Below are 13913 nucleotides of genomic sequence, written 5' to 3' on the forward strand. Positions count from 1 at the left end.
GTTTGCTTGCAGTTGCTTCATGGGGCTCAGTCGCTTGCAGGATAAGTGCCAAGCACCTTGTAAAAGGCGCAAAGCTGCTGCAGGTCTTTCAGGGCTGCGGCCACGTGCGGCTGCGAGGGGTGGCCCTGAAGGTCAATATAGAAAAAATACTCCCACTGGCCCGAGCGGGCAGGGCGGGACTCGAAACGCGTCATTGACACGCCGTGGGTTTTCAGTGGTACCAGGATATCGTGCACGGCGCCGGGCCGGTTCGGCACCGAGACGATCAGGCTGATGCAGTCCTTGCCAGAGGCTTCGGGCGCGCCGAGCACCTGCGGCAGGCAGATCACGGCAAAGCGGGTGCGGTTGAAAGCGTCGTCCTGTATGGCGTGAGCGCCAAGGTGCAGGCCGAACTCAGCGCCGGCGCGTTCGCTCGCAATGGCCGCCCACGCCGGGTTGCCAGCGGCCAGACGCGCGCCCTCCGCATTGCTGGACACCGCGCGCCGCTCGGCGTTTGGCAAATGCGTGGCCAGCCAGCCCTGGCACTGCGCCAATGCCTGGGCATGGGCCAACACCACGTCAACGCCCTCAAGCGTGGGCGACAGGCGCAGCAGGTTGTGGCGCACCAGCAGACTGATTTCGCCGATGACATGCACGGGGGAGTTGAGAAACAGGTCCAGTGTGCGCGTGACCACGCCTTCGGTGTTGTTTTCAACCGGCACCACGCCGAATTGGGCCGTGCCTGAGGTCGCGGCGCGAAAGACCTCATCAAAACTGGCGCAAGGCACATGCTCGATGCTGGAGCCAAAAAATTGCACCGCGGCCTGCTCGCTGAAGGTTCCGGCCGGTCCCAGGTAGGCCACCCGCTGCGGTGCTTCGAGGGCGCGGCAGGCCGACATGACCTCGCGCCAGATATGCGCAATGCTGTCACCCTTGAGTGGTCCGGGGCTGGCTGCCTGCAAGCTATGAATCACCTGGGCTTCGCGCTCCGGACGAAAAACCGGCGAGCCCTCATGCCGTTTGATATCGCCGACCTCATTGGCCAATGTCGCACGTTGGTTCAGTAGCATCAGCAATTGCTGGTCCACGGAATCGATTTGCTGGCGGAGTTGCAGGAGGGTCTGGGTCATGGCGGATCGGTATCGGACGAGGCGTTTGCGCGGAGCCCTGGCGCCGGGAGGGACGGTGCCAAGGCTGGCGCGCGAGGATCACTTTTTCTGTGGCTGTGGTTTTGCGGCCGGTGCCGCAGGTGCCGAGCCCACAATCTTGCTTGCTGCCACATCAAACTGTTTGACGCGGGCGAGCACGTCGGGTTGGGTGCTTGCCACGAGTTTTTTCAAGAATACATCCACCAGTTCCGGGGTGGCAGCCTTGTATTTCTTGATGACGGGCGACTCGAAAAAGGCGGCGAGCTGTTTGAGTTCGTCCAGGCTGAAACGCTCCATGTAGGCGGGTACCAACGCTTCGCTGTTCACCTGCCCGACCTTGCTGGTGATGATTTTGTTGGCGTCAGCGGAAAATTTGGCAAGTTCTGTATTGAACTCTTCGGTCGCTTTGGCTTGACGCGCTTTCGGCACCGCGCTGTCAAAGCGGGGTGCCCACCCAGCCACGATGTCCTGGGCGGCGGTGCCGACGAGTTGCCCCACGATGCCGTCCAGATCGGCCTGCTGCAGTGCCACCACTTTGACGGCCCACTCCAGTTTGGGGTCGGCGGTTTGGGCCTGGCTAGCGGCGGAAAATGTGCAGCCTGCCACCAGCAGGGCTGTCAGTAGTTTTTTCATTCAGAGGTATCCGGATTGGGGATGTTGGCAGGATCGCCTTCGCCTTCGCTATCGTCCAGTGTCGCGTCGTTTTCGACGATGCGCTGCAGGCCGCTGAGCTGGGAGCCTTCGTCTAGGCCGATCAGGGTGACGCCCTGGGTGGCGCGTCCCATCTCACGTATTTCGCTGACGCGGGTGCGAACCAGCACACCCTTGTCGGTAATCAGCATGATTTCATCGTCCACATGCACGAGTGTGGCCGCAACCACCTTGCCATTGCGCTCGCTTTGCTGGATCGCGATCATGCCCTTGGTGCCGCGGCCGTGGCGCGTGTATTCCTGGATGGAGGTGCGCTTGCCAAAGCCGTTCTGGGTGGCAGTCAGTACGCTTTGCTGTTCGTCTTCGGCTACCAGCATGGCGATCACGGTTTGCCCTGGATCCACCGCCATGCCGCGCACACCACGGGCGGCTCGGCCCAGCGGGCGTACATCGTCCTCGTCGAAACGGACGGCCTTGCCGCCATCACTGAAAAGCATGACATCGTGCTTGCCATCGGTGAGCGCCGCGCCTATCAGGTAGTCGCCGTCGTCCAGGTTTACCGCGATGATGCCGCCCTTGCGCGGGTTGTTGAACTCATCCAGTGCCGTTTTCTTGACCGTGCCCATGGACGTCGCCATGAACACATACTGGTCGCCCGGGAAGGTGCGCTTTTCACCTGTCAGGGGCAGCACCACCGTGATTTTTTCGCCTTCCTGCAGGGGGAACATATTGACGATGGGCCGGCCACGTGAGCCGCGCGAACCGGCCGGCACTTCCCAGACCTTTAGCCAGTAGAGCCGGCCGCGATTGGAAAAACATAAGATGTAGTCGTGCGTGTTGGCGATGAAGAGCTGGTCCACCCAGTCGTCTTCCTTGGTGGCCGTTGCCAGCTTGCCCCGGCCGCCACGTTTTTGCGCGCGGTATTCGGACAAGGGCTGGCTTTTGATATAGCCGGTGTGCGACAGGGTCACGACCATGTCGGTCGGGGTGATCAGGTCTTCGGTGCTCAGGTCGAAGGAGCTGTGCTCGATCTGGCTGCGGCGTGCGCCCAGCTTGGTCTGGCCAAATTCCTGGCGGATGACCGAAAGCTCTTCGCCGATGATGGTCGACACCCGCTCCGGCCGCGACAGGATGTCGAGCAGGTCGTCGATCTCAGCCATCACTTCCTTGTACTCGGCAACAATTTTGTCCTGCTCCAGGCCGGTCAGGCGCTGCAGACGCATTTGCAGGATTTCCTGGGCCTGGGTGTCGGACAAGCGGTACAAGCCGTCGCCGCCCATGCCATATTCTTTTTCCAGCCCATCCGGACGGTAGTCGTCCGCATTGACCACGCCGCCGTCCGCGCGCGTGCGGGTCAGCATCTCGCGAACCAGGCTGCTGTCCCAGGAACGCAGCATCAGTTCGGCCTTGGCGACGGGTGGCGTTGGCGCGTTGCGGATGATGGCAATGAAGTCATCAATATTGGCCAGCGCGACAGCCAGGCCTTCAAGCACATGGCCGCGTTCGCGTGCTTTACGCAGGGTGAACACCGTGCGGCGTGTGACCACCTCTCGGCGGTGCGACAGAAAGACCTGGATCAAATCCTTCAGGTTGCACAGCTTGGGCTGGCCGTTGACCAGCGCCACCATGTTGATGCCGAAGGTGTCCTGCAACTGGGTTTGTTTATACAGATTGTTGAGGACCACTTCAGGGACTTCGCCGCGCTTGAGCTCGATCACCAGGCGCATACCGGACTTGTCGGACTCGTCCTGGATATGACTGATGCCCTCGATTTTCTTTTCATGGACCAGCTCGGCCATGCGCTCCTGCAGCGTCTTCTTGTTGACCTGGTAGGGCAGTTCGTCAACGATGATGGATTGGCGCTGACCCTTGTCGATGTCCTCGAAATGGCAACGCGCGCGCATGACCACCTTGCCACGGCCCGTGCGGTAGCCGTCCTTGACGCCATTGATGCCGTAAATGATTGCGCCTGTGGGGAAGTCCGGCGCCGGAATAATTTCCATCAGTTCGTCGATGCTGGCTTGGGGGTTTTTCAGCAGGTGCAGGCAGGCATCGATCACTTCGTTGATGTTGTGCGGCGGGATGTTGGTGGCCATGCCCACGGCAATGCCACCCGAGCCGTTGATCAGCAGGTTGGGAATGCGCGAGGGCAGGACCAGGGGCTCTTTTTCACTGCCGTCATAGTTGGGCCCAAAGTCGACCGTTTCCTTGTCGATGTCGGCCAGCATTTCCTGGGCAATTTTGGACAGACGCACCTCGGTGTAGCGCATGGCAGCGGCGCTGTCACCGTCCACCGATCCGAAGTTGCCCTGACCATCGACCAGCATGTGGCGCAGCGAGAAATCCTGGGCCATGCGCACGATCGCGTCATAGACCGACTGGTCGCCGTGTGGGTGGTATTTGCCGATCACGTCGCCGACGATACGGGCGGATTTTTTGTAAGGCCGGTTCCAGTCGTTATTCAGTTCGTGCATCGCAAACAGCACGCGCCTGTGAACCGGTTTCAGACCATCACGGGCATCCGGCAAAGCGCGACCGACGATCACGCTCATCGCGTAGTCAAGGTAGCTGCGCCGCATTTCCTCTTCAAGGCTGATGGGCAAGGTTTCTTTGGCAAACTGGGTCATGGAGAGGCCTGAATTGGATTTGGCAGTGCGCTCGTGGAGCGAAGCCTGCTGATTTTAAGGCCTGAGTTTAGGTCAGCCGGGGTGTGGCACGCCCGCAACAGAAAACAAAGAATCTTCATTCTGTGTCGGACGAAGGCGATACCGCGCTTGAACGGCGAATGAGCTATGGCACAATAACTGTAACGCTTTGAGTGATGGTCACTCACGGCGTGTATTCAATCGCAGCAAGTCTGCGGCTTTTCTCTAGAGGAGAACCATGAAGAAACTCAACAAAGTGGCAATGTTGTTTGCTTCCGCAGCGCTTGCAACCGCCGCTGGTGCACAAACAATTGACAACTGGAAAAACGGCACGAACGAGCTGGTCTGGAAAAACGGCACCAACGAACTGTGCTGGCGCAATGGCTTCTGGACACCGGCTACCGCCGCTCCAGGCTGCGACGGCGCTATTGTTCCTGCAGCACCTGTGGCCGCGCCAGCTCCTGTAGCTGCCGCTCCAGCACCTGCTCCCGCTCCCGCTCCCGCTCCTGCACCTGTTGCTCCTCCTGCAGCTACCAAAGTCACTTACGCCGCTGACGCGTTCTTTGACTTCGACAAGTCTGTGCTGAAGCCTGAAGGCAAAGCCAAGCTTGACGACCTGGTCGGCAAAATCAAAGACATCAACCTTGAAGTCATCATCGCTGTCGGTCACACCGACGCCGTGGGTAGCGACTCCTACAACCAGAAGTTGTCGGTTCGCCGCTCCGAAGCCGTCAAGGCTTACCTGGTGTCCAAAGGCGTTGAGAAAAACCGCGTTTACACCGAAGGCAAAGGCGAGAAACAGCCAGTTGCTGACAACAAGACCGGCGAAGGCCGCGCGAAAAACCGTCGCGTTGAAATCGAAGTCGTTGGTACCCGCGCCAACCGTTAATCCTTCACGGATTGCAAAAAAACCGCGCTACGGCGCGGTTTTTTTATGCCCGCGCGATAATCAAGCCATGCACACCAATGAAAACGCTGACCCCGCCGAGCTGGCCAAATTCTCCGACCTGGCACATCGCTGGTGGGACCTGGACAGCGAATTCCGCCCGCTGCACCAGATCAATCCCTTGCGGCTGGGCTGGATCGAAAGCCTGGCGCCGCTTCAGGGCAAACGTGTTCTGGACATTGGTTGCGGCGGTGGGATTCTCGCCGATGCCATGGCCAGGCAGGGTGCGCAGGTGCTGGGCATCGACTTGGCGAGCAAGGCCCTGAAAGTCGCGCAGTTGCATGCGCTGGAAGCAGGAACGCAGGGTGTCGCGTACCGCGAAGTCAGCGCGGAAGCCCTGGCGGCCGAGCAACCGGCCAGCTTTGATGTCGTGACTTGTATGGAAATGCTGGAGCATGTGCCCGATCCCTCGTCGGTTGTGCGCGCCTGCGCCACGCTGGTCAAACCGGGCGGCCATGTGTTTTTCTCCACCATCAACCGCAATGCCAAGGCTTTTTTGTTTGCGATTGTCGGGGCCGAGTACGTGTTAAGCCTGCTGCCGCGCGGCACCCATGAATACGCCAAGTTCATCAAACCCAGCGAACTGGCGGGCTATTGCCGCAGCGCCGGGCTGAACCTGCAGCACACCCGCGGCATGGAATACAACCCCTTGAGCCAGCATTACTGGCTCAGTGCCGACACCAGCGTGAACTACCTGCTGGCCACACAAAAGACCTGATATGTTTCACCAGATTGAGGCCGTGCTGTTTGACCTGGACGGCACGCTGATCGACAGCGCTCCTGACCTCGGCGCCGCTGCCGACAAAATGCGCACCGACCGGGGCATGTCGTCCCTGCCGCTGTCTGATTACCGGCACATGGCCGGCGCCGGCGCCCGCGGCATGCTCGGCGTAGCTTTTGGCTTGAGCCCCGAGCATGCAGATTTCGGCGTTCTGAAAGAAGAATTTTTCCTCAATTACGAAGCCTGCATGACAGAGCGCACCTATGCGTTCGACGGCGTGGCCGAGCTGATCGCGCAAATCAATGGCGCGGGCCTCAAGTGGGGCGTGGTCACCAACAAGTCGGCGCGGTTCACCCTGCCGCTGACACGCCAGATGCCGCTTTTTTCAAGCGCACAGACCATTATCAGCGGCGACACCACACCACATGCCAAGCCGCATCCGGCGCCCCTGCTGGAAGCCGCCCGCCAGCTCCATGTCGAACCGGGCCGCTGTGTTTATGTCGGCGACGACGAGCGCGACATTGTTGCCGGCCGCGCCGCCGGCATGCCGACGGTGGCTGCAGCCTACGGTTATCTGGGAGCCACGGCTGATACCCTGGGCTGGAAGGCCGATGCCACCATTGTTTCACCTGCCGCGCTCTTGAATTTGCTGCGTTTGGCGTAAACTAGTCTGCTTGGGGCTGCATTGGTTTCGACGTGGGTTCGGACGCGGTGTGGTGCATGTCGAGCTGAGTGTGCTCGTAAAACTGATTCAAACAAACTAACTGCAAACGACGAACGTTTCGCACTCGCTGCTTAATTGCCAGTGAGCTTTACAACAGCAGGTCGATGGGCTGGGCAAGGGGTGTTTAGCGCAAGTTAAATGCTCCCGGCTGTAAAGATAATTTCATCGGCTGGCTCCGGGCTGGGTACCTTAACCCGGGGCAAGAAAATAGGGTGCTGGCGTCCTGTGTAGCGTGCGACTGCGCGACACAGGTGGCGAGACTTAAATCAGACCGCTAAACATGTAGATCTGCCCGAACAAGGCTTGCGGACGGGGGTTCAAATCCCCCCAGCTCCACCAGACCGCAATACAAAGGCCGCTAACGACATACAGTTGGCGGCCTTTTTCTTTGAAAAATCAACAAGTTACTGTGCAATTGCCTACAGGGGCTGCTATTGACAGCCAAGCTAAGGCGGGGGTACAAACGGGGGGAGAACTAGCCAAAACGGGGGGATTTTCCACTTGTACCCCCATTTTGTGTACCCCCACCCCTGACCGGAGCCTGTCCCCCCATGCTGACCGATGCCCAATGCCGAAACGCAGTTTGCCCACCGGACAAGAAGCAGGCGAGGTTTGCCGATTCCGGTGGGATGTACCTGCAAGTCAGCCCGGCAGGGTCCAAACGCTGGTTTCTGAAATACCGGATAGCCGGGGCTGAAAAGCAATTGGCCCTGGGCAGCTATCCAGCGGTGAGCCTGACGGCGGCGAGAAAAGCCCGTGACGCGGCAAAGCTGCAAAAGTCCGAAGGCCGCGACCCGGTGCAGGTGCGCAAGGTGGAAAAGCTCAAAGCCACGCGCAGCGACGGCGACACCTTCAAGGCCGTGGCCCTGGAGTGGTACGGCAAACAAGCCCCCCAATGGAGCGCCAGCCACGCAGAACGCTCCTTGCGGCAATTGGAGCGCGACCTGTTCCCGTGGATCGGTGCGCGGGCGATGACCGACATTCACCCGATGGAACTGCTGGCAGCACTGCAAAAGGTGGAGGAGCGGGGCGCGGTGGAAACGGCAGACCGGGTGCTGATGCTGGCGCGGCAGGTATGGGACTACTGGCTACCCACCACCAACAACGAACAACGCAACATCACGGAGGGCCTGAAAGGCCGTCTGACCCCCTATCGCGGCAAGAGCTTTGCGGCTATCGTTGACCCGGCTCGGCTGGGTGAACTGCTCAGGGCAATCAAGCAGTACAAAGGCGGGCCGATTGTGCGCACGGCCTTGCAGCTTGCCCCCGTGCTGTACCAACGACCCGGCAACCTGCGCGAGATGGAGTGGACAGAGCTTGATTTAGACGGGGCATTGTGGACCATTCCCAGCATGAAAATGAAGCGCACCAAACTGGAAAAAGAGCAGGGCGAAGCGCACACCGTGCCGCTGCCCACGCAGGCCGTGGCCTTGCTTCGCAGCCTGCACCCGCTGACCGGACACGGGCGCTATGTGTTCCCCGGTGAGCGCAGCCACGACCGACCCATATCGGATAACTCCGTGCGCAGCGGTCTGTATGCGCTGGGTTTCGGCAAGGAACAGACATGGCACGGATTCAGGGCGACGGCACGCACGATGCTGGTGGATCAATTGAACCTGGACCCCTTGGCCATTGAAGCCAATCTGGCCCATGCGGTGAAGGATGCCAACGGACGCAGTTACAACCGCACGCAATACCTGAAACAACGCTTTGAACAGATACAGCATTGGGCCGATTACCTGGACAAGCTGGCGCGGGGTGCGGATGTGATCCCGTTCAAAGCGGCATAGAACAGTTTTAAGCCACGCCTAGCTATCGGCTGATCCCCGATGGCGAATACCGGGACACCCTGACCCGGCGGCGCTGGTTTTCGTTTCAGGTACGTGGCAGGGAACGTATGGCGGACTTAACGCATTGGGATTTTGCTGAGCATTTCTCAGCGTATGACGCGGCGGCGCTGATCTTGGGTTTGGAGCCACGAGATTCGGATACTGAGGAATGGCGCGTGCGCGTAGTTACCGACCGGATGAAGCTGCACTACAAACATGCACTCACCCGAATTTTTAGTGACACTCTTGGTGACCCGATAGAAGTTTCTGAAAGTGAAGCAATCAATGCACAGATTGCGCTTCCAAGCATAAAGGCGGATGAACTACATCACCGTTGCTGGCTTTACGGTGAGGAGACAACTTTATCGGATTGGCTTAACAATCGTCTCAGCAATTTTGAAAATCAAGAGTTCGCGCGAAACACCATCGCACGTTGGTTGGACACGATCGGTATGAATTCGGTATATCCGTTTGATCGCCAGCAAGGTAGTCGGGAAAGAAAATCGGATTGCCGGTGGCCTTGGGGTAATCATCACACCGAAACATTGGGACATCTTGAGGCAGCAGCGCGGCGTTATTGGGCAGAGAACTATGACCCCTCAGACGCAACTACTGCCCCTACCAATGCCACCGTGTCGGAGTGGCTTCAAACGGATCGTAAGGTCTCAAAAACGATGGCCGATTCGATAGCATCGATGCTCAGGCCAGACGGGTTGCCCACCGGGCCTCGAAAATTGTTATAAGAATCTACAGCTAGGAGGCGCGTGACTTCACTTGATTGTCAATTGTTCCTCTTTTGAACATTTTTCTCTCGAATACATACCTGCCCGCTGTGGCACTTCACCTAGCCACCGGCTGATCCCCGACGGCGAATACCGGGACACCCTGACCCGGCGGAGCTGGTTTTCTATCAGGTGCGACACAGGGGACGCTATGACTGAGCCACACATTAGACGCCTTACGTTATTTGATTACGCCTCGCTGGCTGTTTCAAAAGTTATCTATTTTGGTGGCTCTGATGCAGATCATGTTTCCATGCCAGCGTTAGTTCAAGCCGCTGACTTACCAAAGCTATTAATTTTTGCCATTCGGGGCATCAAAAATCAAGAAGAAGTGCCACGAAAGTTGGAGGATGAAGGTACTGCAATAGCAATCGAAACTATGGGGAAAAAGGTGTATGCGCTAATTGGAAAAGGCGTCCTGCCCGCATACGATCCGCACATATTTCTTCGCATTGAATTAGGGGCAATTGGGGCAAACAGGGACGATTATTTAGTGCGACTAGACGATGTTTCCAATTGGCTCAAGACGGAGGGAGTAGAGATCGGGTACTCCGTGAACGCCCCACAAAATAACGGCAGCGATGAAGCCGAACATGGGAACGCCAGTCTCGGCATTTCTGACGCTGGCAACCGCTGGCCATGGGGCAAGCACCACACCGAGTTACTGGGACACCTTGAGGCGGCCGCATCCGAATTCTGGCGCAGCTACGACCCCCATAACGCAAAAGCCACTGCCCCCAAAAATGACACGGTCATCTCTTGGTTGATGACGCGCAATGCCCTGGGGCAAAAGCGAAAAGTGTCTGATCAAATGGCTAGCGCTATTGCAACTATTCTCAGACCTGACGATTTGCCGACTGGGCCTCGAAAATAGTTATCAGACCCCAGCGAAGCCAATAGGGGCGCGGCTTTGTGGGGTTGTCCGGGGTTATGCAACCCCTAGTTATCTGAGTCAATTGACCCTATTCATCAGACTTGAACCCTCCTAAATTCGCCGTCAATCGCTAGCAACCGCCAGCGATAGCTAACGACGAATAAGGGGTTTCAATGACCATATTGCGCATGCCAGCCGTTAAGGCTGAAACCGGGCACCGTTCCCACGCAAGCATTTACAACGCCATCAAGGCGGGGCTTTTCACCACCGGTGTGGCTATCGGGCAACGCTCGAAAGGCTGGCCGTCTGATGAAGTACAGGCCATCAACGCGGCGCGCATCGCGGGCAAGTCAGACGCGGAAATACGCGAACTGGTGAACCGCCTTCACGCCAAGCGCACCGAACTGGCCACGGCGTAGGGGGCGGCTGATGCACACAGACACCACGCCCAAAGAAAAGCCCACCGGGGACGGCAATCCCACGGCAGGCCACACAGACACCCAGACTGTACCGAACCCGGCGAACACCGACAAGGTGTTTCACTCACTCCGTGCGGCGTATGCCTTGCATGGCCACACGCTGCACCGTACCGACCCGAACGACGGCGCTGTGACCTATTGGGCCGAACGCTGGGGGCTGGTGCGCTACCTGCCCACGATTGACACGGCGCGGCGGTTCCTGGAGCAGATAGGGGGACGGCTATGAGCGACCCTATCGAGCACTTCCGGCTGGCCATCGCAGCGGCTGGCCTGGAAGCCCCGGACAACATCAATCCGGACGGCGCAATCCACCGATTCAGCACCAACGGGCGGCGTGGTGATGATTCCGGCTGGTACATGCTGCACACCGACGGCATAGCGGCTGGGGCTTTTGGCTGCTGGCGTGAAGGGCTTACACAGACCTGGTGCGCGAAGTCAGGCAACGCCATGACCGACGCAGAGCGCGAAGCACACCGGCAGCGCATCAAGGCCATGAAGGCACAGCGCGAAGCCGACCTATTGGCGACCCAGCAACAGGCCAGCCAGACGGCGGCGGCAATGTGGCAAGGCGCGACAGCGGCACCGGCAGCGCATGAGTACCTAACCCGCAAGGGTATACAGCCCCACGGCGTGAAGTGTGACGGGCAGAGGCTGATGATCCCCATGCGTGACACAGCGGGCACCTTGCACAGCCTGCAAACCATAGCCCCGGACGGTGACAAACGATTCATGCCCGGCGGGCGTAAGAAGGGCTGCTATCACTCGATAGGCAAACCGGCGGGCGTGCTGATCGTCTGTGAAGGCTTTGCGACCGGCGCAAGCATCCATGAATGCACCGGTGACGCGGTGGCGGTGGCCTTCGATACGGGCAACCTGGAGGCGGTGGCGGTGGCCTTACGTGCCAAATACCCCAGCTTGAAAATCATCATCGCGGCTGATGATGACCACCTGACCGACGGTAATCCCGGCCTGACCAAAGCTACGGCAGCGGCGCTGGCTGTGGGCGGGCTGCTGGCTGTGCCATCGTTCCCGGCGGGCAGACCGGACAAGGCCACCGACTTTAACGACCTGCACCAATTGGCCGGGGCCGTTGCGGTGAAGGTGTGCATGGATGCGGCGCAACTGTGCGCGGTGGCTGGTGCTGATGACTGGCCAGACCCCACGCCATTGCCAGACGCATTGCCCCCGGTTGATCCCTTTGATGCCGAGTTATTGCCCGTGGCCTTGCGGGCTTGGGTGATGGACATTGCCCACCGGATGCAATGCCCGGCAGACTTCCCTGCGGTGGCGGCGCTGGTGGCCTTGAGTAGCCTGATCGGAGCGCGGGCTGTGGTGCAACCCAAAGCGCGGGACGACTGGCAGGTCGTGCCGAATCTGTGGGGCGCGGTAGTGGGCAGGCCGGGCGTGAAGAAAAGCCCGGCGCTGGGTGAAGCCTTGAAGCCCCTGCACCGGCTACAGGCCAACGAGTTTGAGCTGTGGCAGGCCGCGCATGATGCCTGGGCACTGGACTGCAAGGTGATGGCCATGCAGGACGATGCCAACGAGAAAAAAGCCAAGGGGCTGGCAGGCAAAGACCCGGCGGCGGCGCGGGCGCTGCTGGAGCCGGTGGACACCCCCGCAGAGCCAACGGCGCGGCGCTTTGTCGTCAACGATGCCACGGTGGAAAAGCTGGGCGAACTGATGCAGCAAAACCCGTGGGGCACCTTGTCCTATCGGGACGAACTGTACGGGCTGCTTACCGGACTGGACAAGCAGGGGCAGGAAGGGGCACGGGCTTTCATGCTGCAAAGTTATGACGGCAATCAGGGCTACACCTTTGACCGCATCGGGCGCGGGACGGTGCATATCCCCCGTGTCTGCCTGGCGATGATTGGCGGCATACAGCCCGGCCGGATTCAGGAATACGTGCGCGGTGCGGTGGCCGGTGGCAGTGCGGATGATGGTCTGTTGCAGCGGTTTGGTTTGACCGTGTGGCCAGACACCACGGGCGAATTTATCCACGTTGACCAATGGCCAGACACCCCGGCCAAACAGACCGCTTGGGCCGTGTTTGATCGGCTGGCAGGCTTGCCACCGGCCAACGACACAGAGCCGACCGTCTGGCGCTTTGACGATGCGGCGCAAGCCTTGTTTGTGGAGTGGCTGGTTCCCTTTGAAATTGAGATACGCGGCGATGACCTGCACCCGGCGATGATTTCGCACCTGTCCAAGTATCGAAAGTTGATCCCGGCGCTGGCGCTGGTGTTTGCTTTGATTGATACCCCGGACAGTGGCGGCGTGATCCATGAGGGTGAACTGTTGCGGGCGCTGGCCTGGGGGGACTACCTGCGCAGCCATGCAAACCGCCTGTATGCAGCGGCGGTGATGCCTGAAACCACCGACGCGGTGACGCTGTTATCGAGAATCAGGGCAGGCAAGCTGGTGGACAGGGACGGCGTGATTCTGGACAGCTTCACACCCCGGCAAATTGCCATCAAGGGCTGGGCCGGGTTGGCCACACCTGACGCCGTGCGCAGGGCAGCGGATGCGCTTGCAGATTACGACTGGCTACGGCGGGACGTGGTGCAGTCAGGTGACGCATTGGGCCGGGGCAGACCGAGCGATCGCTACGCCGTCAACCCGATGGCAAGGGGCGCGGCATGAACTGGCTGGCGCGACTCAAAAAAATCGACACAGCCCCCACGGCAGACCCTACGGAAACTACAAAAAGGGTTTCTGTAGTTTTTGTAGGCCGCGATATAGCCCCCTTGCAAAAAACAGGGGGTTATGCACGGGCAGCCAACGACCCGACACCTGACCCCGGCCGCTGGGCATGGCCACACAGCGCAGCAATGACCGGCGCGGAGATTGACACCTTCACGGCGCGGCTGGCGAGCTTCACCGACAAGGGCTTACGCCTGGAGGATGCAGAGGCGCTGGCAGACAAGCTGGTGACGCGAGATCGTGAAGCAGACGACCGGCGGCTGTGCCTGGAATGCTTTCACCTGTCTGGCCAGCATGGAAAGACCTGGGACTGTAGAAACTGGCAGCGGGCCGGGGTGGCCTTGCGGGCGAAGGATGCGCAGCTATCGGCGGCGCTGGTGTTTCAGCTACAGCGGTGCGACGGATTCGCTCCAATTCAATCAAAGGGATGAC

13 protein-coding genes and 1 other RNA gene are annotated in these 13913 nt (G+C 59.6%); 11 read left to right on the forward strand and 3 right to left on the reverse strand.

Translation table 11 applies throughout. The features are described from left to right. Positions 1 to 26 precede the first annotated feature (26 nt). The 3 genes from pheA to gyrA all read right to left on the reverse strand — a co-directional run bounded on the left by pheA (position 27) and on the right by gyrA (position 4405). Positions 27 to 1109: a prephenate dehydratase gene (pheA, locus tag IEX16_RS15015; RefSeq protein WP_188709298.1), complete on the reverse strand. Its 1083-nt coding sequence runs from the start codon at positions 1107 to 1109 to the stop codon at positions 27 to 29. A gap of 78 nt (positions 1110 to 1187) precedes the next feature. Continuing rightward, a complete protein-coding gene (locus IEX16_RS15020; protein WP_188709299.1) occupies positions 1188 to 1760 on the reverse strand; it encodes a DUF2059 domain-containing protein in 573 nt (190 codons plus the stop codon). After that, complete coding sequence (gene gyrA, locus IEX16_RS15025; RefSeq protein ID WP_188709300.1) at positions 1757 to 4405, reverse strand: DNA gyrase subunit A; 2649 nt, start codon at positions 4403 to 4405, stop codon at positions 1757 to 1759. Before gyrA ends, IEX16_RS15020 begins: the two co-directional genes overlap by 4 nt. 256 nt (positions 4406 to 4661) lie before the next feature. Between gyrA and ompA the strand changes: the two genes are divergently transcribed. The 11 genes from ompA to IEX16_RS15080 all read left to right on the forward strand — a co-directional run bounded on the left by ompA (position 4662) and on the right by IEX16_RS15080 (position 13912). After that, positions 4662 to 5312: an outer membrane protein OmpA gene (ompA, locus tag IEX16_RS15030; protein WP_188709301.1), complete on the forward strand. Its 651-nt coding sequence runs from the start codon at positions 4662 to 4664 to the stop codon at positions 5310 to 5312. Positions 5313 to 5379: 67 nt separating this feature from the next. Next, the gene (gene ubiG, locus IEX16_RS15035; protein ID WP_188709302.1) at positions 5380 to 6087 is read left to right on the forward strand and encodes a bifunctional 2-polyprenyl-6-hydroxyphenol methylase/3-demethylubiquinol 3-O-methyltransferase UbiG; all 708 of its coding nucleotides are present in this window, start codon (positions 5380 to 5382) and stop codon (positions 6085 to 6087) included. Position 6088: 1 nt separating this feature from the next. Then, positions 6089 to 6754 carry an HAD-IA family hydrolase gene (locus IEX16_RS15040; protein ID WP_188709303.1) on the forward strand — a complete coding sequence of 222 codons (666 nt, stop codon included), beginning with the start codon at positions 6089 to 6091 and terminating at the stop codon, positions 6752 to 6754. A 12-nt stretch (positions 6755 to 6766) separates the two neighbouring features. Next, positions 6767 to 7153, forward strand: a transfer-messenger RNA (tmRNA) gene (gene ssrA / locus IEX16_RS15045). 212 nt (positions 7154 to 7365) lie between these two features. Next, complete coding sequence (locus IEX16_RS15050; RefSeq protein WP_188709304.1) at positions 7366 to 8604, forward strand: tyrosine-type recombinase/integrase; 1239 nt, start codon at positions 7366 to 7368, stop codon at positions 8602 to 8604. Positions 8605 to 8711: 107 nt separating this feature from the next. Continuing rightward, positions 8712 to 9386: a hypothetical protein gene (locus tag IEX16_RS15055; protein ID WP_188709305.1), complete on the forward strand. Its 675-nt coding sequence runs from the start codon at positions 8712 to 8714 to the stop codon at positions 9384 to 9386. Positions 9387 to 9576: 190 nt separating this feature from the next. Continuing rightward, positions 9577 to 10299 (forward strand): hypothetical protein, encoded by a 723-nt coding sequence (locus IEX16_RS15060; protein ID WP_188709306.1) that lies wholly within the window; start codon positions 9577 to 9579, stop codon positions 10297 to 10299. A 173-nt stretch (positions 10300 to 10472) separates the two neighbouring features. Beyond that, positions 10473 to 10718 (forward strand): helix-turn-helix transcriptional regulator, encoded by a 246-nt coding sequence (locus IEX16_RS15065; protein WP_188709307.1) that lies wholly within the window; start codon positions 10473 to 10475, stop codon positions 10716 to 10718. Positions 10719 to 10728: 10 nt separating this feature from the next. Continuing rightward, a complete protein-coding gene (locus tag IEX16_RS15070; protein WP_188709308.1) occupies positions 10729 to 11004 on the forward strand; it encodes a hypothetical protein in 276 nt (91 codons plus the stop codon). Further along, positions 11001 to 13421: a DUF3987 domain-containing protein gene (locus IEX16_RS15075; RefSeq protein ID WP_188709309.1), complete on the forward strand. Its 2421-nt coding sequence runs from the start codon at positions 11001 to 11003 to the stop codon at positions 13419 to 13421. Before IEX16_RS15070 ends, IEX16_RS15075 begins: the two co-directional genes overlap by 4 nt. Beyond that, a complete protein-coding gene (locus tag IEX16_RS15080; protein WP_188709310.1) occupies positions 13418 to 13912 on the forward strand; it encodes a hypothetical protein in 495 nt (164 codons plus the stop codon). Before IEX16_RS15075 ends, IEX16_RS15080 begins: the two co-directional genes overlap by 4 nt. The last annotated feature ends 1 nt before the right edge of the window (position 13913 follow it).

Source organism: Polaromonas eurypsychrophila (assembly GCF_014641715.1).
In the GTDB taxonomy this organism is placed as follows: Bacteria; Pseudomonadota; Gammaproteobacteria; order Burkholderiales; family Burkholderiaceae_C; genus Polaromonas; species Polaromonas eurypsychrophila.

Excerpts from the sequence above, each read along its gene's own strand:
- IEX16_RS15020 (WP_188709299.1), bottom strand. The coding sequence starts at position 1,760 with ATGAAAAAACTACTGACAGCCCTGCTGGTGGCAGGCTGCACATTTTCC.
- ubiG (WP_188709302.1), top strand. The coding sequence starts at position 5,380 with ATGCACACCAATGAAAACGCTGACCCCGCCGAGCTGGCCAAATTCTCC.
- IEX16_RS15055 (WP_188709305.1), top strand. The coding sequence starts at position 8,712 with ATGGCGGACTTAACGCATTGGGATTTTGCTGAGCATTTCTCAGCGTAT.
- IEX16_RS15080 (WP_188709310.1), top strand. The coding sequence starts at position 13,418 with ATGAACTGGCTGGCGCGACTCAAAAAAATCGACACAGCCCCCACGGCA.
- IEX16_RS15065 (WP_188709307.1), top strand. The coding sequence starts at position 10,473 with ATGACCATATTGCGCATGCCAGCCGTTAAGGCTGAAACCGGGCACCGT.
- IEX16_RS15060 (WP_188709306.1), top strand. The coding sequence starts at position 9,577 with ATGACTGAGCCACACATTAGACGCCTTACGTTATTTGATTACGCCTCG.
- pheA (WP_188709298.1), bottom strand. The coding sequence starts at position 1,109 with ATGACCCAGACCCTCCTGCAACTCCGCCAGCAAATCGATTCCGTGGAC.
- IEX16_RS15070 (WP_188709308.1), top strand. The coding sequence starts at position 10,729 with ATGCACACAGACACCACGCCCAAAGAAAAGCCCACCGGGGACGGCAAT.
- ompA (WP_188709301.1), top strand. The coding sequence starts at position 4,662 with ATGAAGAAACTCAACAAAGTGGCAATGTTGTTTGCTTCCGCAGCGCTT.
- IEX16_RS15040 (WP_188709303.1), top strand. The coding sequence starts at position 6,089 with ATGTTTCACCAGATTGAGGCCGTGCTGTTTGACCTGGACGGCACGCTG.
- gyrA (WP_188709300.1), bottom strand. The coding sequence starts at position 4,405 with ATGACCCAGTTTGCCAAAGAAACCTTGCCCATCAGCCTTGAAGAGGAA.
- IEX16_RS15050 (WP_188709304.1), top strand. The coding sequence starts at position 7,366 with ATGCTGACCGATGCCCAATGCCGAAACGCAGTTTGCCCACCGGACAAG.
- IEX16_RS15075 (WP_188709309.1), top strand. The coding sequence starts at position 11,001 with ATGAGCGACCCTATCGAGCACTTCCGGCTGGCCATCGCAGCGGCTGGC.